Genomic DNA, 20,197 nt, shown 5'->3' with positions numbered 1-20,197 from the left:
TCCGGTGGGCGATTGCCGCGAGGGGCGGTACGGAACTTGCAGCTATCATAGCAGCCGGTCAAGGCGCTCCCAGCGAAAGCGTCGCCGGACGGAGACAGGAACAGATGCCCAGCAAGAAGATCGCCATCGTCACCGGTGGCAACCGCGGAATCGGTCTCGAGATCACCCGCCAGCTCATGAAGGAGGACGTGTTCGTCGTCCTCGGCTCCCGCGATCTCGCCAAGGGCGAGAAGGCCGCGGCCGACATCAAGGGGCGCAAGAGCAACGTGGTTGCGTACCAATTGGACGTGAACGACACGAAGAGCGTGCGGCGCTTCGTCGAGCAGGTCGAGAAGGCCCACGGCCCGCCCAGCATCCTGGTGAACAACGCCGGCGTCTATCCCGAGGAGACCACCGCCAAGGTGATCGACACGCCCACCTCGGCCTGGCGCGAGACGTTCGAAACCAACCTTTTCGGCGCGGTCCGCATGTGCCGCGAGGTGGTCCCGCTGATGCGCAAGCTCCGCACCGGCCGGATCGTGAACATTTCCAGCGGCCTGGGACAGCTCCACCACATGGGCGAGGGCAGCCCCGCCTACCGCGTCTCCAAGGCGGCGCTGAACGCGCTCACCAAGACGCTCTCCGCCGAGGTCGCCGACGCCGGCATCCTCGTGAACTCGATGAGCCCCGGGTGGGTGAAGACCGACATGGGGGGCGAGCAGGCCACCCGCTCGGTGGAAGAAGGAGCGGATACTGCCGTCTGGCTTTGCATGCTGCCTTCCAATGGTCCTACAGGACAGTTCTTCAGGGACCGCAAGCCAATACCCTGGTAGACGACAGCCGTAACGCAGCGCACAGGCCGACAATGCGATAGAGGGGAAACTCCCCGCGCACCCGGCACTCGAATAGCGATGACCATGAAGACCCGCAAGATCCTGGCTCTCGCCGCCGTGGCGGCCACGGCCCTCGCACTCGGCGCCTGCACCGTGGGGCGCTTCGCGTACAACAACGCCTCGCCGGTCGTCACCTACATGGTGGACGACTACTTCGACCTGTCCGGCAACCAGGAAGGCTGGGTCCGCACGCGCTTCGAGCGCCTGCAGGACTGGCACCGGACGCACGAGCTGCCGGCCTACCAGGCGGATCTGCGCGACGCCGTCGCCCGCACCGAGCGCCCCCTGACCCTCGAGGACGCGCGCTGGGTGAACAAGACGCTGCGCGCCTACTACAAGCGCATGGTGGACCAGGCCCTGCCCGACATGGCCGATCTCCTGATGCAGCTCGAGGCCGACCAGGCCCAGCACTTCGAGCAGCGCTTCGCCAAGGAGAGCGCGAAGATCGAGAAGGAGAACAAGGGCGATGCGGCCGAGCGCGAGAAGAAGCGCGCCGAGAAGCTGATCGACCAGGTGGAAACGTATACCGGTCGCCTCGACGACCACCAGCGCGACCTCGTGCGCGGCCGCGTGCACTTCATGACCGACGTCTCGCAGATGCGCCTCGCCGATCGCCAGCGCCGCCAGCACATCGTGGCCGAGCTGGTGCGCTCGAAGCCCTCCAAGCCGGAGATGGTGGCGGGCCTGCGCAAGGTCCTGATCGACACCGACTCGTGGCGGAGCCCCGAGTACACGAAGGCGATCGCGAAGCGGGACGAGGAAGTGGCCGAGATGATGGTGCAGCTCGCCGCCACGTGGTCACCCGACCAGCGCGAGCACGTGCAGAAGAAGCTGCGCGGTTACCTGAACGACGTCTCAGCGCTGATCGCGACCCGCTAGCGCGGCAGCGAGCGCCGCCGCATCGGGGTGCAGCAGGTGCAGGCGCCCCGCGGCGAACCGCGCAACACCCCGTAGTCCCACGCCCTGCAGGGCGTCGGCTTTCACCGCGGCGCCATCCTTCACCGTCACGAGCACCCGGCCCGGCTTGGCATCGGCCTCGAGGACATTCGCGCGGCCCCCCAATGCTTCGAGCACCGATCCGGCATCGAGAACGGTTGAAGTCTCGCCGCCGGCAAGCCATGCGCGGATGTCGCTCGCGACCTGGTCCGCGATCGGCCCCACCACGACCTGCAATCCGTTCGGGCCGACGGCGATCATGCCGCGCGCGCCCAAGGTCTTCAGCGCGGGCTCGTTCACCTTCGACCGGTCCACCAGCACGAGGCGTAGTCGCGTCGTGCACGCATCGACGCTCTCGAGGTTGGCGGCACCCCCGAGGGCAATCACGAACCCTTCTGCGCCACCCGCCGTACGCGAACTCTTCGTGGCGGATGTCGCGGCCTCGAGCGGCTCGCGCCCCGGCGTCTTCAGGTCCAGCTTCACGATGAAGTAGCGGAACAGGCCGTAGTAGAGGCCGAAGTAGAGCGCGCCCACGGGAATGAGATAGAGCGGGTGCGTCGCCTTGCCGTAGTTCAGCACGTAGTCGAAGAATCCCGCCGAGAAGCTGAAGCCCAGGCGCGTGCCGAGGAGGTCCATCGTCACCATCGCGAGGCCCGTCAGGATCGCGTGCACGAGGTAGAGGAACGGTGCGAGGAACATGAACGTGAACTCGATCGGCTCGGTCACGCCCGTCAGGAAAGAGGTCAGGCCCATCGAGAGCAGCAGGCCGCCGGTCGCGCGTTTCCGCTCGGGACGGGCCGTGTGGTACATCGCGAGGCACGCAGCCGGCAGCCCGAACATCATCACCGGGAAGAAGCCGCTCATGAACGCGCCCGCCGTCGGGTCGCCCGCGAAGAAGCGGTTCAAATCCCCCGTCTTGCCCGCGAACTCGCCGAGGATGAACCACGCGACGTTGTTCAGAATGTGGTGCAGGCCCGTCACGATCAGCACGCGGTTCAGCACGCCGTAGATGAAGAGCCCGAGGCTGCCCGCTTCCACCACGGCGCGCGTGAGCGAATCCATGCCGGCCACGAGCACCGGCCACGCGATGCCGAAGACCACGGCAATGCCGAGCGCCGCGGTGCCGGCCGCGATGGGCACGAAGCGCCGCCCGCCGAAGAACGCGAGGTAGTCGGGGAGCTTGATGTTGCTGTAGCGGTTGTAGAGCGCGCCGGAGACGACGCCGCAGATGATCCCGAGCGGCACCGAGAGGCGCGCGATCTCCTTCGCGGGCAGCCCTGCGACCGCGGCGGTGCCGTGCGTGGAGATGAAGTACGCGACCGCGCCCGCGAGGCCCGCCGCCCCGTGGTTCTCCTTCGCGAGGCCGACCGCGACGCCGATCGCGAAGAGGATGCCGAGGTTCGCGAACACCGCGTCGCCCGCGGCCGCCACGAACGCGATGTTGAGCAGGTCGGGCTGCCCGAGGCGCAGCAGCAGGCCCGCGATCGGCAGCACCGCGATCGGGAGCATGAGCGCGCGGCCCAGGCCCTGGATCCACTCGAGGAAGGCTTTCATCATCGCTTCGCTCCGGTGAGCGCGCGCACGTCGGCGGCGGTGGATTGCAGCAGCGCTTCGCGCGCGAGGGCCTCGCATTCGGCGAGCGTGCGCTCGCGCAGCACGCGCTTGATGCGCGGGATGGCCGCGGGCACGGCCGAGACCTCGTCCACGCCGAGCCCGACCAGGATGGGAATCGCCGTGACGTCGGAACCGAGGCCGCCGCACACCGCGACTTCCTTGCCGGCGCTGCGCCCTGCGTCCGCCGCGAGCGCGATCAGCCGCAGCACGCTGGGGTGCAGCGCATCGAGCTGCGAGGCGAGCTCCGGATGCCCGCGATCCATGGCGAGCGTGTATTGCGAGAGGTCGTTGGTGCCGATCGAGAGGAAGTCGGCGTGGTTGACGAGCTGGTCGGCCAGGATGGCCGAGGCGGGCGTCTCGATCATGATGCCGAGCGCGGGTGCGGAGTCGAGCCCCAGTGCCCGGCAGTGCTCGTCGACGAACGAGCGCACCAGGCGGATCTCGGAGGCATCCGTGACCATCGGCAGCAGGATGCGCACCTGCGAGGCGGGCTTCACGCGCAGGATCGCGCGCAGCTGGGTGTGCAGCAGCTCGGGCCTCCAGAGGCTCGTGCGCAATCCCCGCAAGCCGAGCGCCGGATTGTCCTCGTGCGGCATCGGCAGGTAGGCGATCGGCTTGTCGCCGCCGATGTCGAGCGTGCGGATGGTGAGCGGCCGGTCGCCCAGCGCATCGGCGATCGACTGGTAGGCATGGAGCTGCTCGTCCTCGTCGGGCGCTTCGCGGCGGTCGAGGAAGAGGAATTCGGTGCGAAGCAGCCCGCAGCCTTCGGCGCCGTGCGTGACGGCCGACTTGGCGTCGTCGAGCGAGCCCAGGTTCGCGTAGACGGCGATGTGCGTGCCGTCCTTCGTGGCGCCGGGCTCGCCGGCGCGCGCGAGATCCGCGGTTTTCTCGACGGCGCGCTGCGCGAGGCTGCGTTCCACCTGGGCACGTTGCTCGGGCTTCGGATCCGCGTGCAGTCGGCCTTCCTCGGCGTCGAGGATGACGATCGTTCCTTCCGGCACGTCGAGCACGGCGCGCCCGGCTGCGACCAGCGCGGGAATGCCCTGCGAAGCGGCGATGATCGCCACGTGCGAGGTCGCCCCCCCGCGCGCCATCACGATGCCCGCGAGGCGCTCACGGTCCATCGCCGCGAGTTGAGAGGGCAGCAGCTCGTCGGCGATCACGATCGCGCCGAGGGGCAGCTCGCGCGAGCTCGACGGTCCCTTGCCGACCAGCACGCGCAGCACCTGGTTCTCGAGGTCGCGCAGGTCCGCGGTGCGCTCGCGCATGCGAGGATCTTCCAGCGTCGAGAGCAGGGCGACGGTCGCGCGCGTCGCTTGGCGCCAGGCGTGGCCGGCGCTCTGGCCGCGCGCGACGAGGTCGGCCGCGTGCCTGGCGAGCTCGGGATCGTCCACCAGCTCCACATGCGCTTCGAGGACCGCGAGCTGCTCGCCGGAGGCCTCTGCGGCGAGGCTCTTCAGGTGCTCGCGCACGCGGCCGATTGCGAGCTTGAGCGCCTCGCGTTCTTCCGTGACGCCGCGCCCGGCTTCGGGCACCGCGATCTCGGCTTGCGTCCATTGCACGGCGGGGCCGACCGCGATGCCACGACAGGCGATGACGGCCGACCTGCGCTCCGACGTGGCGGGCTTGGGCATGCCGGCCGCGGCGGGGGGCGTCGGTTGCGTGAAGAGCGAGTCGAGGGCGTCCAGCGCGTGCAGGGCGTGGGTGCCGGTGGCCACGACCTCGATACGATCGCCGCAGCGAACGCCGAGCGACATCATCGCCGTGGTGCTGCGCGCGTTGGCGCTGCGGCCCTTGGCGTGCACGAAGACTTCGGCCTCGTAGGGTTTCAACGCGCCGGCGATGACGGACGCGGGGCGGGCGTGCAGGCCGTGCTCGAACGGAACGCCGAAGTGCCGGCGCTCCTCGGGGCCCTGCGGCGTGGAGGGCGCGGTAGGTGCAGCGGCGATATCGGCCTCGATCTCGAACAGCACGTCGCCGACCGCCACGATCCGGCCGGTGACCGCGCGAACGATGCGCCCGCCCGCCGTGACCAGCACCGGTGTCGCTGCGCTCGCAGCCTTGCGCGCGACGAGGTCGAGATCGAACTGCAGCACCGGCTCGCCGGCACGCACACGCTGGCCCGCGGCGACGAGGCGCTGGAAGCCGGCACCGTCCAGCTTCACGGTATCGATGCCGACGTGGATCAGCACGTCCTGGCCTCCCGCGGTGCGGACCGTCAGGGCATGCCTCGCTTCCTTCGGGAAGAGGACTTCGCCGTCGCACGGCGCGTGCACGATGCCGTCGGTAGGTTCGATCGCGACGCCCTCGCCGGCCATCTTCTGCGCGAACACGGCGTCGGGCACTTCCTCCAGCGGCAGGCACCATCCGGCGAGCGGCGAACGCACGACGATCGTCGTCATTTCACCAGCTCGATGCTGTCCAGAATCCACATCGGTTCGAGCGTGGGCTGGGCGAAGCGCATGCAGAGGTCGGCCTTGCCGGTGCGCGGCGCGAGAGGCGCGGCGGGCAGTGCCGTGATCGCCATGTTGGCGGCCGCGGGTGCGAGCGGCAGGCGTGCGACGAGCTCGCCTTCGCAGCCGAGGCGCACCTCGAGCTCGCCCACGGCGGTCTCGGGCTTCGGGAAGGTGACCTTCTTGATGAGCTCGCCGATCTGGTAGTTGTACGGAAGCTGGCCCACGGTGACGGCGACGGCCTTCACGCCGGTCAGGTCCACGCCCGGGTAGATCCAGCAGGGGCTCTGGATGTCGGCGTAAAGGGCGGCGCGGTCGCCACCGATGGGTGCATCGTCTTCCATCGAGAGCGCGATGTTCTCGGTGCAGAGCTTCAGCTCCTGGCTCTTGCGGCGCGTCTCGTGCGCGGGATCGAGCACGAAAGCGCGCGTCTTCGAGATGCGCCGCTCGCCGTCGAATGCGGCCGCCTTCAGCGTGGCGCCGGCCGCGGCGCTGACGGGCGATGCGTAGCGGTTCGACGTGGCTTGCGGTTCCGTTCCATCGAGGGTGTAGCGGATGTCGCCGTAGGACGCGGCGTTTGCGAGCGTGACTTCCATCTCGCCATTCCCGCGCAGGCGGGAATCCAGCCGCGGTGCGAAGGCGCTGTCCGCGACGGGCATGCCGAGCGCTTCGTAGTGCGGCAACTGTGCGGAGAGCCGGCGGAGGAAGTCGTTCCAGTCGCGGCGCTCGGGCTTCGACCAGCCCAGCTCCGCGATGGCGGCCGAGCGCGGGAAGAGCATGTGGGCCACGCGCTCCTCGGTTCGGATGTGCTCGGTCCACACCTGGCCCTGCAGGCCGAGCACGTGCTTGCGCTTCGCGGCGTCGATCTCGCCGGGCATCGGGTCGAAGGCGTAGACGTCCTTCAGCGTGATCACGTTGCCACGGCCCGGGGGCTCGTCGGCGGCTCCGGACTGGCGATTGTCGAGGTAGAGCGTGGGATGCGCGGCGAGGATCGTGTCGTGGCCGGCCGCGGCGGCTTTCAATCCGCCCTCGATGCCGCGCCACGACATCACCACGGCTTCTTTCGGAAGCGTGGGCTCGAGGATCTCGTCCCAGCCGACGAGGCGGCGCTTCTTCGAAGCGAGGTACTTCGCCATGCCGACGGTGAAGGGGCCCTGCAGCTTTCCCGCCTTCCATTCAGCGTTGTCCACTTCGTCGCCGCCGACGTGGATGTACTTCGACGGGAAGAGCGCGATCACTTCGTCGAGCACGTCCTGGAGGAAGCGCGTGGTCTTCGCGTCGAGCTTGTAGGCATCGTGATAGACACCCCAGTCCGCGGGCACGGCCGTCGGCGGATCCGCCCTCGCGGAGTACTCGGGATACGCGGCCAGCGCCGCCGCCGCGTGGCCCGGCATCTCGATCTCCGGCACGACGGTGATGCCGCGCTCGGCGGCGTACGCGACGATCTCCTTCATCTCGGCCTGCGAGTAGAAGCCGCCGTAGAGGCGCGGCTTGCCGGTCGCGGGATCGATGTCCTTCTGCGGCGCCTGGCCCGCCGGCACGCGCCATGCGCCCACCGACGTGAGCTTCGGATACTTCTTGATCTCGATCCGCCACGCCTGGTCGTCGGTGAGATGCCAATGGAAGACGTTCAGCTTGTTCATCGCCATCGCGTCCAGCAGCTTCTTCACGAACGCGGTCGACTGGAAATGCCGCGCCGAGTCGAGCATCAGTCCGCGCCACCGGAACCGAGGCGAGTCCTCGATGGCCACGGCCGGCAAAACCCGGGTCAGAGTGGAGTTTCCCGGTGGAGAAGAAACTCCACTCTGACCCGGGTTTTGAAGGAGCTGTGCGAGCGTCGTCCCGCCGTACAGCATTCCGGCTCGGTCGGAGGCATCGACCACGGCGCGGCGTGGCGTGATGCCGATACGGTAGCCCTCGGCGGGCGTCGAGACGCGCGCGCGCTGGAAGGCGATCGCGCCGTCGACGACGGGACCCTGAGACACCGCGAGCTTGAGGCCGTGCTCGCGCTCGATCACCGCGGCGAAGCGCCGTGCGGCCGCGAGGCCGTCGGCATCCTGCGCGACGATTCGCGTGGCGGCGGAAACCGGGAAAGAACCCTCGCCGCGCACGACCGAAGCAGGGTTGGGAACGACGGCGATCTCGGCGGCGCGAGCCGTCCCGATGACCGCCAGGCAGACGATGACGCCTACGAGGAAGAGGATGCGCATGCGAGATGCAGTCTAACGTCGAAAGAATGAAAAGAGGGCGGGGTATGTTGCATCCCCGCCCTCGAAATGGGGGTTAAGCGAGACCCCCCACGGCCACTCCCACCTGCAACTACAACTTCGCGCGGATCCCGAAGTAGAACTGGCGGCCGTTGCGGTAGAACGCGCGCGGCTGGTCCTGGTTCGCTCCGTAGTACTTCAGGATCGGATCGTTGAGGTTCAGGGCTTCGGCACTGACGCTGAAGCGGTCGTTGATCTGGTAGTTGATGGCGGCGTTCAGCGTGCCGGTGTCGTCCTGGAACTGCGGCGTGCTGCGGTCCAGGCCCACGAAGAACTCCGAGCGGTACGTGTAGGCGAGGCGGATGCTGAAGCCCTTCGCCTCCCAGTAGCCGCCGATGTTGCCGGTGTTCTTCGACGCACCCACGAGCGGCGCACCGTTGTCTTCCTCGGCGTGCGAGTAGGTGTAGTTCGCGAAGCCGCCGAAGCCCCAGGGCAGCGGGCTCTGCCACGACAGCTCCACGCCCTTCACCTTGCCGCTGCTGTTGATCGGCGCGGAGATGGTGTAGGTCTGGAACGTGTTGTTGCGGATGTTGAGCAGCTGCGTCTGGTACGTGCCGAAGGCGACGTAGTTGGTGAGGTCCATGTAGAACCCGCCGATCGCGAACAGCGCACGGGGGGCGTAGTAGAGCTCGAGCGACACGTCCGCGTTGGTGGAGCGGATCGGCTTGAGATCCGGGTTGCCGCCGTTGCCCGTGAGCGTGGTGTCGTCCGCCGTGATCGAGCCGCCCAGCGCGCTGTAGTCCGGGCGCGCCATGGTCTTGGCGAGCGCGAAGCGAAGCACGGTGTTCTTGTCGAGGTCGAACTTCAGGTTCGCGGACGGCAGCCAGTCGGTGTACGTGTTGTTCACCGAGCGGCGGTAGAACGTGCCGAAGGCCGAGGTCGTGATCGCGCCGGGAACCTGCGGGCAGGGAGCCTGCACGGCGCAGACGCTGCCGTCCACGCCCTGGTTCACGAGCACGCTCTCATCCGTCTTCACGTAGCGAAGGCCCACGTTGCCGGCGTAGCCCTGGCCCTCGAAGTTGGTCATGAGGTAGGCGGCTTGAATTTTCTCCTTCAGCGAGAACTCGCCCGGCCAGAACTGGCGGCCCAGCGGATCGCGGTTGGAGTAGAGGTTGCCCCAGCGCTCGAGCTCGCCCGTGTCGATCTGCCACGGCTGGCGCGGGAAGTTGCCGCCGAGGCCGCTGCCGAAATCGCCCGGGTACGTCGAGCCGTTCCACGCCGGCAGGTTGGCCGGGTTGAACGGGTCGGCCGCGAAGTTCGGGCCCTGGGCCACTTGCTGCGTGCTGCGCTCATGCTCCGCCCAGCGGTAGCCGAACTTGAGACCCGAGAATGTCCCGGCGCCGAGGTCGTAGTCGCCGTCGATCTGGCCGTACTTCTCGTCATCCTTCGTCTTGCCGGGGCTGGCGCCGAAGATCCAGTTGAGCGACGTGCCGACGAACGACGAGGGGTTGCCGTTCGGGAACGAGACATCCGCGGCGGAGCGCAGGCCGTTGAAGTTGTACGAGGCGCCGGTGTTGAACACGTCGCCCTCGAACACTTGCTGCACGGGCGTCTCACCCTTGCCTTCGGACTTGCCGACCTTGCCGGAGAGGTTCATGCGGTCGGAGACGCGCCACTTCACGTCGAAGTCCCAGAAGTTGGTCTCCGAGAACGCGCCGGGGCGGTAGATATCGTCCACCACCGCGTACTGCGCGTTGTTGCCCGGGGAGCCCACGTTGTTCCAGGTGGCGGCGGTCAGCGTGCCGTTCTCCACGCGATAGAACGAAGGGACGCGGTTCGCGTTGATGATGGCGTTGCCGAACATCATCCAGTTGCGGTTGTAGTTGGTCGCCTCGAGCTTCGAGCTGAAGGCCGAGAAGTCGATGGTGACGTCGCGCAGCGGCTTGAACTGCACGTCGAGGAAGCCGCCCTTGCGTTCGCGCTCCTGCTCGAAGAGCGAAGAGCCGATGAGCGTGGGGAACGCAACGCCGGCCAGCTCCGGGACCGCGGTCGCGAGCGCGCTGGTGGGCGAGATCGTGCCGTAGCCGAGGATCTCCTGGCCGTCGCGGCGCAGGTGGCGCTTCTCGTAGAAGCCCTGGAGCATGATGCCGAAGTTGTTGGCTTCGTTCTTCCACGCGAGCAGCGCGTTGAACTGCGGATCGGTCTTCTTGGGCAGCTCGGCGTACACGCCGCCGAGATAGGCCTCGACCGTGAGGTTCTTGCGGAAGTCGAGCGCCTTGCGCGTGATGATGTCCACCGCGCCGGCCACGCCGCCTTCCACGAGGTCGGCCGTCGCGCTCTTGCGCACGAAGACCTGGCTCACCAGCTCCGACGGAAGCATGGTGTAGCTCACGCTGCGGCCGACGAGGCCCACCTGGTCCAGGATGAACCAGTCGGACGAGGCGACCGTGTGGCCGTTGATCAGGGTCTGCGTGAGGCTGGGGTTCGTGCCGCGCAGGCTCACGCGGTCGTTCTCGTCGAAGCCGCCCGAGCCGCCCGATTGGGAGCTGGTGGTGACGCCGGGGATTCGCTGCAGCGAATCGGCGATGTTCTTGTCCGGCATCTTGCCGATGTCCTCGGCGGTGATGACCTCGACCACCGAATCGGCATTGCGCTTGGACTCGATGGATTTCTCCAGCGAGCCGCGGATGCCGGTGACTTCGATCTTCTCGACCTTCTCGGTCTTGTCCTTGTCCTGGGCTTGCTGGGCATATGCGCTGGCGACACCCATGCAAGCGAGTGCGACTGCGGCGGCGATGGGCGTTGGCTTGAACTTCATTCGGAATCCCCCTTTGTGGCTTGGCTTAAGAACCGTCGGAAATACAGCGGTGCAGACCTATCTGAGCCCACTGTACTACCAGACAATGCCAAAAAGCTACCAATTTTTGAGGCCCGGTGGTACCTTGTCTCGGAAGCACCCCAATCGTGGTACTGTACTGGTACCAAACCGGAGCCCCATTTGATGAGTTCCCTGGCCGAAATCCTCGGTCCGCTCGACCCCGGCGGAAGCCTCCCGCTCTACCAGCAGCTGCAGCGGGCGCTGCGCGAGGCGATCGAGAAGCGAATCCTCGGTCCCGACGACGCGTTGCCGGCGGAGCGCCAGCTCGCCACCGACCTCGCGATCTCGCGCATCACGGTCCGCAAGGCTATCGACGGCCTCGTGGACGAAGGGCTGCTCGTCCGCAAGCAGGGCGCCGGCAACTTCGTGTGCGCGCGGATCGAGAAGAACTTCGCGAAGCTCACCTCGTTCTCGGAAGACATGCGCGCCCGGGGCCGCACGCCCCGCAGCGTGTGGCTGCGCCGCTCCGAAGGCACGGTGACGCCGGAGGAATCGCTGGCGCTGCGGCTCTCGCCCGGCACGCCCGTATATAGGTTCCACCGGCTGCGCTACGCGGACGAGGCGCCGATGGCCCTGGAGTACGCGACCATCGTGTCTTCCGCGCTCCCCTCGCTGGAAAGCGTGGACAGCTCTCTTTATGAAGCGCTGCAGGCCGCCGGAGCCCGGCCGAACCGGGCCCTGCAGAGGCTTCGCGCGCTGCTCCTCAATGCCGAGCAGGCCAAGCTCCTGCATGCGAAGGAGGGCGACGCCGGATTGCTGGTCGAACGGGTGGGCTTCCTGCCCGACGGGCGCGCGATCGAGTTCTGCCAATCCTATTACCGTGGCGACACGTACGATTTCGTCGCGGAGCTGAGCTCCTCGAATGAGTGACTTGAGCGCGAACGCCATCGATCCGGGTTCCACGCAGCTGTTCCAGGAGGCCGCACAGGCTTCCGATGCCGTACGCCTGCAGTTCGAGCGCACGCACTCGGCCGCGCTGGCCCTCGGCTCGGCCCTTCGGACACTGAAGCCGCGCGCCGTCGTCACGTGCGCACGCGGCAGCTCGGATCACGCGGCAACGTTCGCCAAGTACCTGATCGAGACGCGCACCGGCGTGCTGACGGCCTCCGCCGCGCCGTCGGTGAGCTCGGTGTACGGAGCGCGGCAGGATATGCGCGACGTGCTCTTCCTCGCGATCTCGCAGTCGGGCCGGTCGCCGGACCTCGTGTCGGCCACGGCCGCCGCCAAGCAGGCGGGTGCGCTCGTGGTCTCGCTCGTGAACGCCGAAGGCTCGCCGCTTGCGGAGGTGTCGGACTACGCGCTGCCGCTTTGCGCGGGGCCGGAGACGAGTGTCGCGGCGACCAAGAGCTACATCGCATCGCTCGCGGCCATCGTGCATCTCGTGGCCGCGTGGGCGCAGGACGATTTGCTGATGGATAGCCTCGCCGTGGCGCCCGAGCAGCTTCGCCGCTCGTGGGATCTCGACTGGAGTGCGGCCGTGCCGAAGCTCTCCGCGGCCTCGAGCCTGTTCGTGGTCGGGCGCGGTGTCGGCCTTGGCATCGCGCAGGAAGCGGCGCTGAAGTTGAAGGAGACCTCGGGGCTGCATGCCGAGGCTTTCTCTTCGGCCGAGGTCCGCCATGGCCCGCAGGCGCTGCTGAAGGAAAACTTCCCGGCGCTGCTCTTCTCGCAGAACGACGAGGCGAAGGAGGGCGTCGAGACGCTGGCCTCCGATCTCGCCGCGCGCGGCGTGGACGTAATGCTGGCCGGTGCATCGGTCGAGGGCGTCACCGTGCTGCCCTCCGTCGCCGCGCATCCCGCCATCCAGCCGATGCTGCTGGTTCAGAGCTTCTACAAGCTCGCCAACGCCGTGGCCATCGCGCGCGGCTTCGACCCGGACCGGCCGCCGCATCTGCGCAAGGTGACCGAGACCCTCTGATGCGGGAGGCGCTCGGTAACGGCCGCGTGCTCCTCGACGAGGGTTTCGTCGACGGTCGCGTCGTGCTCGTGGAAGACGGAAAGATCGTGGACATCTGCGGGATGGGCGATGCGCGGATCGCGGATGCGAAGCGGGTGGATCTCGCCGGCGCGCTGCTCGTCCCCGGCTTCGTGGATTCGCAGGTGAATGGCGGCGGCGGCGTGCTCTTCAACGACAACCCGTCCGTCGAGACCATCCGCACCATCGGCGCGGCGCACCGCCGCTTCGGCACGACGAGCTTCCTGCCCACGCTGATCAGCGACGACCTCTCCGTGCTGCTGCGCGCGATCGGCGCGGTGCGCGATGCGATCGCGGGCGGCGTTCCCGGCGTGGCGGGCGTGCATCTCGAGGGCCCGTTCCTCTCGGAAGCGAAGAAGGGCACGCACGACCCCACCAAGTTCCGCGACCTGGACCGCGATGCGGTGGCGATGTTGTCGTCGCTCGAGGTCGGCCGCACGCTCGTCACCCTCGCGCCCGAGGAGACGACGCCGGATTCGATCGCGAAGCTGGTCCGCTCGGGTGTCGTCGTCGCCGCCGGCCACACCAACGCGACCTACGACGAGATCAAGGCCGCGTTCGACCACGGCCTCACCGGCATCACCCACCTCTTCAACGCGATGTCGCCGATGACGCACCGGGAGCCCGGCACGGTGGGAGCCGCGCTGGACGACGAGCGGAGCTGGTGCGGCATCATCGTCGACGGCCGCCACGTCTCGCCGGTGGTGCTGAAGATCGCGCTGCGTGCGAAGCGCCGCGACCGCTTCATGCTCGTCACCGATGCGATGCCCAGCGTGGGCGCGGAGCAGCCCGAGTTCACGCTGCAGGGCAAGAGGATCACGGTGAAGGACGGCATCTGCGTCGACGAGAACGGGACGATCTCGGGCAGCGCCATCGACATGGCCTCGGCCGTTCGCAACACGGTCTCGATGCTGGAGGTCCCGCTCGAAGAAGCGGTGCGGATGGGAAGCGCGTACCCCGCGGAGTTCCTGGGGCTGGGCCACGAGATTGGCCGGATTGCGCCCGGCTACCGCGCGAACCTCGTGGCGATGACCGAGCGCGTCGAGGTCAAGCAGACCTGGATCGACGGGAAATGAATAAAGGGGTCAGACCACTTTATTGATGGCTCAATAAAGTGGTCTGACCCCTTTATTCATTTCTTGGCCGCCGCCCGCTCCGCGTTCACGGCCTGCATGTCTTCCTGGCTGACGGTGAGGCCCGAGCAGCGCTTCGACGCCTCGGCGCTCACGCGGTTGTGGTCGGCGATGTCCTTGTCGAACTGGTCGGCCTCGGAGTTGAGCAGCATGTTGCGGGCATTCAGCTGCTCGGTCGTGGTGTTGTAGGCCTCGGCGAGCTTGGTGCCGGGCTTCACCGTGTCCTTGGCGTCGAGGTGGGCCTTCATCTCGATCGAGAGCTGGCGCGAGCGCGTGTCGTAGTCGTACTTCTGCTGCTGGAGCTTGCCGCGGCGGGCGACGGCTTCGTCACCAAGCCTGAGGCAGGTGCGGTATTCGTCACGCGTGGCGAGCGCCTTTGCGGCGGGAGCGGGCGCCGCGGGAGCCGGCGCCGTTTGAGCCAGCGCGAACCCGGCGGGTAGCGTGAAGAGCAGTGCTGCGATCAGGTTCTTCATTTCTTCCCCACCGCGGCGCGTTCCTTCATCACCGCGTCGCGATCGGCCTTGGTGACCGTCAACGTCGAGCAGCGCTTGTTGCGGGCCGCGAGCTGTTGGTTGAACGTGACGACATCCTTGTCGTACTGGTCGGCGGCCGAGTCGAGCGTTTCCTTGCGCGCCTCCAGGTCCTTGGTCTTCGCGCGGAAGGCGGTGAAGGCGTCCTCGGGCGCGTTGGGCAGGGGCGAGGTGGCCATGTGGCTGCGGACCTCGGTTTGCAACTTCTTCGAGGCCGCATCCTGCTCGGCGCGGCGGGTCTCGAGCGTCTTGCCCGTTTCCTGCAGCGTGTCCTGCTCGGCCAGGCAGGAGCGGAGCTCGTCCTTGGTGGAGGTCTTGGGAGGCGGGGTCTGGGCCAGGGCCAGTCCGGCGGGGAGCAACAGGAGGAGGGCGAGGGATTTCATGGCGGCGATTTTACCGCGACGGTGCTATAACGGCGATGCACCGCCAACCCAGAGGAGACCACAACAATGAAACGGATCGTCGCATCGTTCGCCCTGCTGCTCGCCGTCGCCCTGCCCGCCCTTGCCCAATCCCCGGATGAAGCCGCCGTGCTCAAGGCCTACGAGGCGCTTTCGAAGGCCATCGTCGCCGTGGACAAGGCCGCGCTCGAGAAGCTCACCGTGCCGGAGCTGAGCTACGGCCACTCCGCCGGCCGCATCGAGAACCAGGCCCAGTTCATCGACCAGCTGGTCTCGAAGCGCAGCGTCATCACGTCCGTGGACAACACCAAGATGGTCGTGAGCATCGTCGGCGACCTCGCCGTCGTTCGCGGCCACTCGTCGCTCATGGTCGCCAGCGCCAACCCCCCGGCGAAGAGCGAGCTGGAGTTGCTGATGGTCTGGCAGAAGCGCGGCGGGGAATGGCGCCTGCTGGCTCGCCAAGGCTACAAAGTCTAGGAAATGAATGGGGTCAGACTCCATTCAACTTCGTCGTTTGAGGTTGAATGGAGTCTGACCCCATTCACTTGGTAAAATCGGGGGTTCTCTCGAGAAACCCCCGAATGTCTTCCATCGCCACCGAAGTCTCCCGCCGCCGCACGTTCGCGATCATTTCCCACCCGGACGCGGGCAAGACGACCCTCACCGAGAAGCTGCTGCTCTACGCCGGCGCGATCCAGATCGCGGGCTCGGTGAAGGCGCGCAAGGCTTCGCGCCACGCGACCTCCGACTGGATGGAGATCGAGAAGCAGCGCGGCATCTCGGTGGCGAGCTCGGTCATGCAGATGGAATACCGCGACTGCGTGGTGAACCTGCTGGACACCCCGGGCCACGCGGACTTCTCCGAAGACACGTATCGCGTGCTCACGGCCGTCGATGCGGCGCTCATGGTGATCGATGCCGCGAAGGGCGTGGAAGCGCAGACGCTGCGGCTCCTCGAGGTCTGCCGCGCGCGCAACACGCCGATCATCACGTTCATGAACAAGATGGACCGCGAGGTCCGCCCGCCGCTGGAGCTCATGGACGAGATCGAGTCGATCCTCAAGCTCACCGCCACGCCGTTCACGTGGCCCATCGGCATGGGCAAGCTCTTCGGCGGCGTGGCGGACCTCCGCTCCAACCAGATGCGCGTCTTCAAGGCGGGCGAGGATCGGCGGCAGGACGACGTCGAGATCATCGAAGGCCTCGACAACCCGCTGCTGAAGGAGCGCTTCGAGGATTCCTACGACCAGGCCCGCAGCGAGATGGACCTGATCCGCGACGCCTCTCCCGAATACGATGCCCCGGAGTTCCTCTCCGGCCGCCAGACGCCGGTGTTCTTCGGCTCGGCGGTCAACAACTTCGGCGTGCGCGAGGTGCTGGATGCCCTCATCGATCTCGCGCCGCCCCCGGGTCCCAAGCCCGCGATCCAGCGCGTGGTCGAGCCGACGGAGCCGAAGTTCACCGGCGTCGTGTTCAAGATCCAGGCGAACATGGACCCCGCGCACCGCGACCGCATCGCCTTCGTGCGCGTGGCCTCGGGCAGGTTCGAGCGCGAGATGAAGCTCGTGGTGACGCGTACCGGCAAGGCCGTTCGCGCATCCTCGGCGGTGTCCTTCCTCTCGCAGCGCCGCGACCTCCTCGACGAGGCGTTCGCCGGCGACATCCTCGGCATTCCGAACCGCGGCCTCCTGCAGCTCGGCGACACCATCACCGAAGGCGAGGACCTCCAGTTCACCGGCCTGCCGTTCTTCGCGCCCGAGCTCTTCCACGAGGTGGAGGTGAAGGATCCGCTGCGCTTCAAGCAGCTTCGCACCGGCTTGCAGCAGCTCGGCGAAGAAGGCGCGATCCAGGTCTTCCGCATGGCGCTGGGCGGGCCGTTGCTGCTGGGCGCGGCCGGAGCGCTGCAGTTCGAGGTCGTGGCACACCGCCTCGCGCACGAGTACAAGGCCGAGGCGCGCATGCAGCCCAGCAAGTACCGGATGGCGCGCTGGATCACCTCCGACCTGCCCGGCGAGGTGGACCGCTTCATCGACGCGAACGGACATCGCGTCGCCTACGACGTGGTCGAGGCGCCCGCGGTGCTGCTGGAGCGGCCGTACGACCTCAAGGTGCTGGGCGACCTGTGGCCGAACATCAAGCTGCACACGCTGCGCGAACACGCGGGATTGGTGTTCCACGCCAACATGGCCCAGGCGCAGTAAGCCGATGAGCAGCGCGGCGTGATCCGCCGCTTCATCGCCTTCGTCCGCGCGTTCTTCGCGCGCCTCTTCGGCCGTGTCGAGCGGCCGGGATACTTCGTGAAGGGCAGCGCCGCCGCGCTCCTCGGCCAGGTGGTCGTGGCACCGTTCCTTCCGCCTTCGCGGGAGTACCTCGTGTACGTCCCGCGCAACTACGGCGGCCTCAAGCGGCACACGCTCATCGTCTTCATCCACGGCTGCAAGCAGACGCCCGAGGAGTTCGCCGCCGGCACGCGCATCGCCGCATTGGCGGATACGAAGGGATGGATCGTGCTCATGCCGCGGCAGACGGAGCGCGCCAATCGCTTCGGCTGCTGGAACTGGTTCGACCCGCAGACCTCCGCGGGGCGCGGCGAGGCGGCGATCGTCCTGGCGCAGATCAAATCGGTGCAGCGCCAGTTCCGCGTGGACAAGCATCACATCGTTGCGGCGGGTTTCTCTTCCGGCGGCGCATTGGCGGCCGCACTCGGCATTCGCCACCCGCGGCGTTTTGCCGGCGTGTTCGTGCATTCGGGAATCGCGTGCGAGGCGGCGCACCTGCCGTCTTCCGCGTACGACGTGATGGCGCGCGGTGCGAGGACGGATCCCGCGGGGATCGGCCGGAAGGCAAGGGCCTCCTCAGGCGCGATTCGACTTCCGATGCTGGCGGTGCATGGCGAGGACGACGAGGTCGTCGCGCTGATCAACGGCGAGCAGGTCGCCGAGCAATTCCGCGCACTGAATGGCGAAGGCCACCAGGGCGAGGATCTCGCGCCGCTCGTGAAGGTGCCGAAGCTCGCGCACGCGTGGAGCGGCGGAGATGGCGCTTATCCGTTCAACGATCCGAAGGGCCCGGACGCGACGGCGATGTTGGGGGAATTCGTGGAGCGCTTGCGCGGGAACTAGCTGCGCTCGGCTCGACGCAGGTGCTTCAACTCGCCCTTGTCGATCAGCTTCGCGATGTCGCTCGCCCCGCCCACGAGCACGCCTTTCACGAACACCATCGGGAACGTCTGCCATCCCGTCCACATCTTGAGCGCCGTGCGCCGGCGCCAGTCCCGGAAGTAGCTGCCGTACGTGAGGTACTTGTACGGGATGCCCGCGGCGTCGAGGAGCTTCCTCGCCTTGCGCGGCGCGGGATTGAGGGCCATGCCCACGATCACAACGTCGTTCGAACGGATCGCGTCGCGCACCTCCTGGACGATGTCGTTGCGGTCGGTCGCGATCCTCTGGCGAATGGCCGGGTGGATGTGGGATTCGTCGAGGATGGGGCGGGACATGGCGTCTCCTGGGGTCAACGGTTCGCGGGCTGCGGCGTTGATCGCACTGTAGCTCGGCAAACCGCTTCGCAAGATGTAACCAGGTGTTGATTTCGGGACCATTCCCGTCGGTTTGCTGACTAACTTGTCATGGATCATCGGAGGTTACCCACCATGAAATCGATCGCAAAAGTGCTTACGGGCGCCGTGGCGATCACGGCAGCTTCGGCATTTGCCCAAGCGCCCGAATTCCCGCAGCAGCCGTCCTACAGCGAAAACGCCTATCAACAGGCGGCGTACCAGGACCGCGGACCCGCGATTCCCCAGCAGGAGCTCGACTCCATCCTGGCGCCGATCGCGCTGTACCCGGACGCGCTGCTTTCTCAGCTCCTCATGGCCGCCACGTTCCCGCAGGACGTCGCGCAGGCCGCCCAATGGTCGCGCTCCAACACGGGCGTGAAGGGCGATGCCGCCGTGCGAGCCGTGGACAACGAACCCTGGGCCCCGGCCGTGAAATCCATGGTCGCGTTCCCGGAGGTGCTGAAGGCCATGGGCGACCAGCCCGAGTGGACGCGCAAGTTGGGCGAGGCCTTCCTCGCGAGCGAGTCCAACGTCATGCAGACGGTGCAGAACCTGCGCCAGCGCGCCGACCAGGCGGGCAACCTGCGCTCGAGCGAGCAGCTCGCGGTGAATCGCGATGGCGACAACTACGCCCTCGCGTCGCCGTCGCCCGAGACCACGTACGTTCCGTACTACGATCCGCGCACGGCCTACGGCACGTGGATGTACCCGGACTATCAACCGGTCTACTGGAACCCGTGGCCGGGCTACGCGTACGCCGGTGGCTGGGGCTGGGGTCCTGGCATCTACCTGAGCACGGGCTTCTTCTACGGCGGGTTCAACTGGCGTTATCGCTCCGTCTACTACTCGGGCCATCGTCCGTACTACTGGCGCGGCAACGACTACTACCGGGGCTGGCGTAACGACCGCCACGACGGCCGCCGCTGGAACACGAACGGAAACGGCAACGGCTGGAATGGCCGCGACCGCAATCCGGGTAACGGGAACGGCAACGGCAACTGGAATGGCCGTGGCGACGGGAACAATGGCAACGGCAACTGGAGCGGCCGCGGCAATGGCAACAACGGCAACGGCCAGGGCCGGGGCAACGACAGCTGGCGTCCGCCGCAGCGCCAGGAGGGCTGGCAGAACGCCCAGCGTCCGGTGCGCGTCGAAGAGGGCACCCGCACGTCCAATGGCTCGGTGCGCAGCGCGGCGCCGCGCTACGGCCTCGAAGGTGGCGGCCGGGTCGTGAGGCCGGCGCAAGTGCAGGCCGCCCAACCCGGGCGCGCGGTCCAGGGTGAATCCATCGGTGCCGTGCGAACGGCGCCGGCCCAGGTCCAGGGCGCGCAGGTGCAACGCGTGCCGACGGTTCGCAACTACACGCCGCGCCAGCAGGCGCCCAATGCGGGCGTACCGCAGAGCGCATCGGTGGCGAAGCCCATGCAGATGCATTCGGCTCCGGCACCCGCGGCGCAAGCCGCGCAGCGCAGCTTCCAGCCGCAGCAGCATTCGGGCGGCGGCCAGCGCTCCGGCGGTGGTGAACGCAGTGGCGGTGACCGCGGCGGTGGAAACCGCGGCGGCGGTGAAGGTGGTGGTCGCGGTCGCGAGCGCTAGTACTTTCGCGGCAGCGTCAATCAGTCGGGCATGGGGCATGATTTCCCCC

The 20,197-nt window shown here is 67.7% G+C and carries 16 protein-coding genes; 9 read left to right on the top strand and 7 right to left on the bottom strand.

Translation table 11 applies throughout. The features are described 5' to 3' along the window. The first annotated feature begins 104 nt into the window (after positions 1–104). A complete protein-coding gene (locus DSM104443_RS14750) occupies positions 105–812 on the top strand; it encodes an SDR family oxidoreductase (RefSeq protein ID WP_171093512.1) in 708 nt (235 codons plus the stop codon). A gap of 84 nt (positions 813–896) precedes the next feature. Continuing rightward, complete coding sequence (locus DSM104443_RS14745) at positions 897–1,751, top strand: DUF6279 family lipoprotein (RefSeq protein ID WP_171093510.1); 855 nt, start codon at positions 897–899, stop codon at positions 1,749–1,751. Here DSM104443_RS14745 and nagE read toward each other — a convergent pair. The 4 genes from nagE to DSM104443_RS14725 form a co-directional block, all read right to left on the bottom strand. Further along, on the bottom strand, positions 1,728–3,365 hold the full coding sequence (gene nagE, locus DSM104443_RS14740; protein ID WP_212756697.1) for an N-acetylglucosamine-specific PTS transporter subunit IIBC: 1,638 nt from the start codon (positions 3,363–3,365) through the stop codon (positions 1,728–1,730). The two genes, DSM104443_RS14745 and nagE, sit on opposite strands and share 24 nt — an antisense overlap. Next, positions 3,362–5,824, bottom strand: a complete 2,463-nt coding sequence (gene ptsP / locus DSM104443_RS14735) for a phosphoenolpyruvate--protein phosphotransferase (protein WP_171093508.1) — start codon at positions 5,822–5,824, stop codon at positions 3,362–3,364. The genes nagE and ptsP overlap by 4 nt, the downstream gene beginning before the upstream one ends. Next, positions 5,821–8,085 carry a beta-N-acetylhexosaminidase gene (locus tag DSM104443_RS14730; RefSeq protein ID WP_171093506.1) on the bottom strand — a complete coding sequence of 755 codons (2,265 nt, stop codon included), beginning with the start codon at positions 8,083–8,085 and terminating at the stop codon, positions 5,821–5,823. The genes ptsP and DSM104443_RS14730 overlap by 4 nt, the downstream gene beginning before the upstream one ends. Positions 8,086–8,194: 109 nt before the next feature. Beyond that, positions 8,195–10,900 (bottom strand): TonB-dependent receptor, encoded by a 2,706-nt coding sequence (locus DSM104443_RS14725; RefSeq protein ID WP_171093505.1) that lies wholly within the window; start codon positions 10,898–10,900, stop codon positions 8,195–8,197. 183 nt (positions 10,901–11,083) lie between these two features. Here DSM104443_RS14725 and DSM104443_RS14720 point away from each other — a divergent pair, with 183 nt between their 5' ends. Genes DSM104443_RS14720 through nagA form a run of 3 tightly spaced genes read left to right on the top strand, consistent with a single transcriptional unit; the run spans position 11,084 to position 14,008 of the window. Then, entirely contained in the window at positions 11,084–11,830 is a 747-nt protein-coding gene (locus DSM104443_RS14720; protein ID WP_171093503.1) for a GntR family transcriptional regulator, read from the top strand. Position 11,831: 1 nt separating this feature from the next. After that, positions 11,832–12,875: an SIS domain-containing protein gene (locus DSM104443_RS14715; protein ID WP_212756695.1), complete on the top strand. Its 1,044-nt coding sequence runs from the start codon at positions 11,832–11,834 to the stop codon at positions 12,873–12,875. After that, positions 12,875–14,008, top strand: a complete 1,134-nt coding sequence (gene nagA / locus DSM104443_RS14710) for an N-acetylglucosamine-6-phosphate deacetylase (RefSeq protein ID WP_171093498.1) — start codon at positions 12,875–12,877, stop codon at positions 14,006–14,008. Before DSM104443_RS14715 ends, nagA begins: the two co-directional genes overlap by 1 nt. Before the next feature lie 56 nt (positions 14,009–14,064). Here the strand turns inward: nagA and DSM104443_RS14705 are convergent, their stop codons facing one another. Both DSM104443_RS14705 and DSM104443_RS14700 read right to left on the bottom strand, forming a co-directional pair. Next, entirely contained in the window at positions 14,065–14,538 is a 474-nt protein-coding gene (locus DSM104443_RS14705) for a hypothetical protein (RefSeq protein WP_171093495.1), read from the bottom strand. Then, positions 14,535–14,978 (bottom strand): hypothetical protein, encoded by a 444-nt coding sequence (locus tag DSM104443_RS14700; RefSeq protein ID WP_171093493.1) that lies wholly within the window; start codon positions 14,976–14,978, stop codon positions 14,535–14,537. The genes DSM104443_RS14705 and DSM104443_RS14700 overlap by 4 nt, the downstream gene beginning before the upstream one ends. A 66-nt stretch (positions 14,979–15,044) precedes the next feature. On the opposite strand from DSM104443_RS14700, the gene DSM104443_RS14695 reads away from it, so the two are divergent. The 3 genes from DSM104443_RS14695 (at position 15,045) to DSM104443_RS14685 (ending at position 18,118) form a co-directional block, all read left to right on the top strand. Then, complete coding sequence (locus DSM104443_RS14695; protein WP_171093491.1) at positions 15,045–15,473, top strand: nuclear transport factor 2 family protein; 429 nt, start codon at positions 15,045–15,047, stop codon at positions 15,471–15,473. Positions 15,474–15,577: 104 nt separating this feature from the next. After that, entirely contained in the window at positions 15,578–17,197 is a 1,620-nt protein-coding gene (locus DSM104443_RS14690; RefSeq protein ID WP_171093489.1) for a peptide chain release factor 3, read from the top strand. Between the two features lie 18 nt (positions 17,198–17,215). After that, on the top strand, positions 17,216–18,118 hold the full coding sequence (locus tag DSM104443_RS14685; protein WP_171093487.1) for an extracellular catalytic domain type 1 short-chain-length polyhydroxyalkanoate depolymerase: 903 nt from the start codon (positions 17,216–17,218) through the stop codon (positions 18,116–18,118). On the opposite strand, the gene DSM104443_RS14680 is transcribed toward DSM104443_RS14685, so the two are convergent. Then, positions 18,115–18,492, bottom strand: a complete 378-nt coding sequence (locus tag DSM104443_RS14680) for a glutaredoxin domain-containing protein (RefSeq protein ID WP_171093485.1) — start codon at positions 18,490–18,492, stop codon at positions 18,115–18,117. The genes DSM104443_RS14685 and DSM104443_RS14680 overlap by 4 nt on opposite strands. A gap of 153 nt (positions 18,493–18,645) precedes the next feature. On the opposite strand from DSM104443_RS14680, the gene DSM104443_RS14675 reads away from it, so the two are divergent. Beyond that, positions 18,646–20,148, top strand: coding sequence for a DUF3300 domain-containing protein (locus DSM104443_RS14675; protein WP_171093483.1), 1,503 nt, complete (start codon positions 18,646–18,648; stop codon positions 20,146–20,148). The last annotated feature ends 49 nt before the right edge of the window (positions 20,149–20,197 follow it).

The organism is Usitatibacter rugosus (assembly GCF_013003965.1).
GTDB classification, from domain to species: Bacteria; Pseudomonadota; Gammaproteobacteria; order Burkholderiales; family Usitatibacteraceae; genus Usitatibacter; species Usitatibacter rugosus.
This window is presented reverse-complemented; position numbering and strand designations above follow the sequence as displayed.

What these genes read in the sequence shown, in the direction of transcription:
- DSM104443_RS14690 (WP_171093489.1), top strand. Translation starts at nt 15,578, where the DNA reads ATGTCTTCCATCGCCACCGAAGTCTCCCGCCGCCGCACGTTCGCGATC.
- nagA (WP_171093498.1), top strand. Translation starts at nt 12,875, where the DNA reads ATGCGGGAGGCGCTCGGTAACGGCCGCGTGCTCCTCGACGAGGGTTTC.
- DSM104443_RS14730 (WP_171093506.1), bottom strand. Translation starts at nt 8,085, where the DNA reads ATGCGCATCCTCTTCCTCGTAGGCGTCATCGTCTGCCTGGCGGTCATC.
- DSM104443_RS14700 (WP_171093493.1), bottom strand. Translation starts at nt 14,978, where the DNA reads ATGAAATCCCTCGCCCTCCTCCTGTTGCTCCCCGCCGGACTGGCCCTG.
- DSM104443_RS14750 (WP_171093512.1), top strand. Translation starts at nt 105, where the DNA reads ATGCCCAGCAAGAAGATCGCCATCGTCACCGGTGGCAACCGCGGAATC.
- DSM104443_RS14725 (WP_171093505.1), bottom strand. Translation starts at nt 10,900, where the DNA reads ATGAAGTTCAAGCCAACGCCCATCGCCGCCGCAGTCGCACTCGCTTGC.
- ptsP (WP_171093508.1), bottom strand. Translation starts at nt 5,824, where the DNA reads ATGACGACGATCGTCGTGCGTTCGCCGCTCGCCGGATGGTGCCTGCCG.
- DSM104443_RS14720 (WP_171093503.1), top strand. Translation starts at nt 11,084, where the DNA reads ATGAGTTCCCTGGCCGAAATCCTCGGTCCGCTCGACCCCGGCGGAAGC.
- DSM104443_RS14680 (WP_171093485.1), bottom strand. Translation starts at nt 18,492, where the DNA reads ATGTCCCGCCCCATCCTCGACGAATCCCACATCCACCCGGCCATTCGC.
- DSM104443_RS14695 (WP_171093491.1), top strand. Translation starts at nt 15,045, where the DNA reads ATGAAACGGATCGTCGCATCGTTCGCCCTGCTGCTCGCCGTCGCCCTG.
- DSM104443_RS14705 (WP_171093495.1), bottom strand. Translation starts at nt 14,538, where the DNA reads ATGAAGAACCTGATCGCAGCACTGCTCTTCACGCTACCCGCCGGGTTC.
- DSM104443_RS14675 (WP_171093483.1), top strand. Translation starts at nt 18,646, where the DNA reads ATGAAATCGATCGCAAAAGTGCTTACGGGCGCCGTGGCGATCACGGCA.
- DSM104443_RS14745 (WP_171093510.1), top strand. Translation starts at nt 897, where the DNA reads ATGAAGACCCGCAAGATCCTGGCTCTCGCCGCCGTGGCGGCCACGGCC.
- nagE (WP_212756697.1), bottom strand. Translation starts at nt 3,365, where the DNA reads ATGATGAAAGCCTTCCTCGAGTGGATCCAGGGCCTGGGCCGCGCGCTC.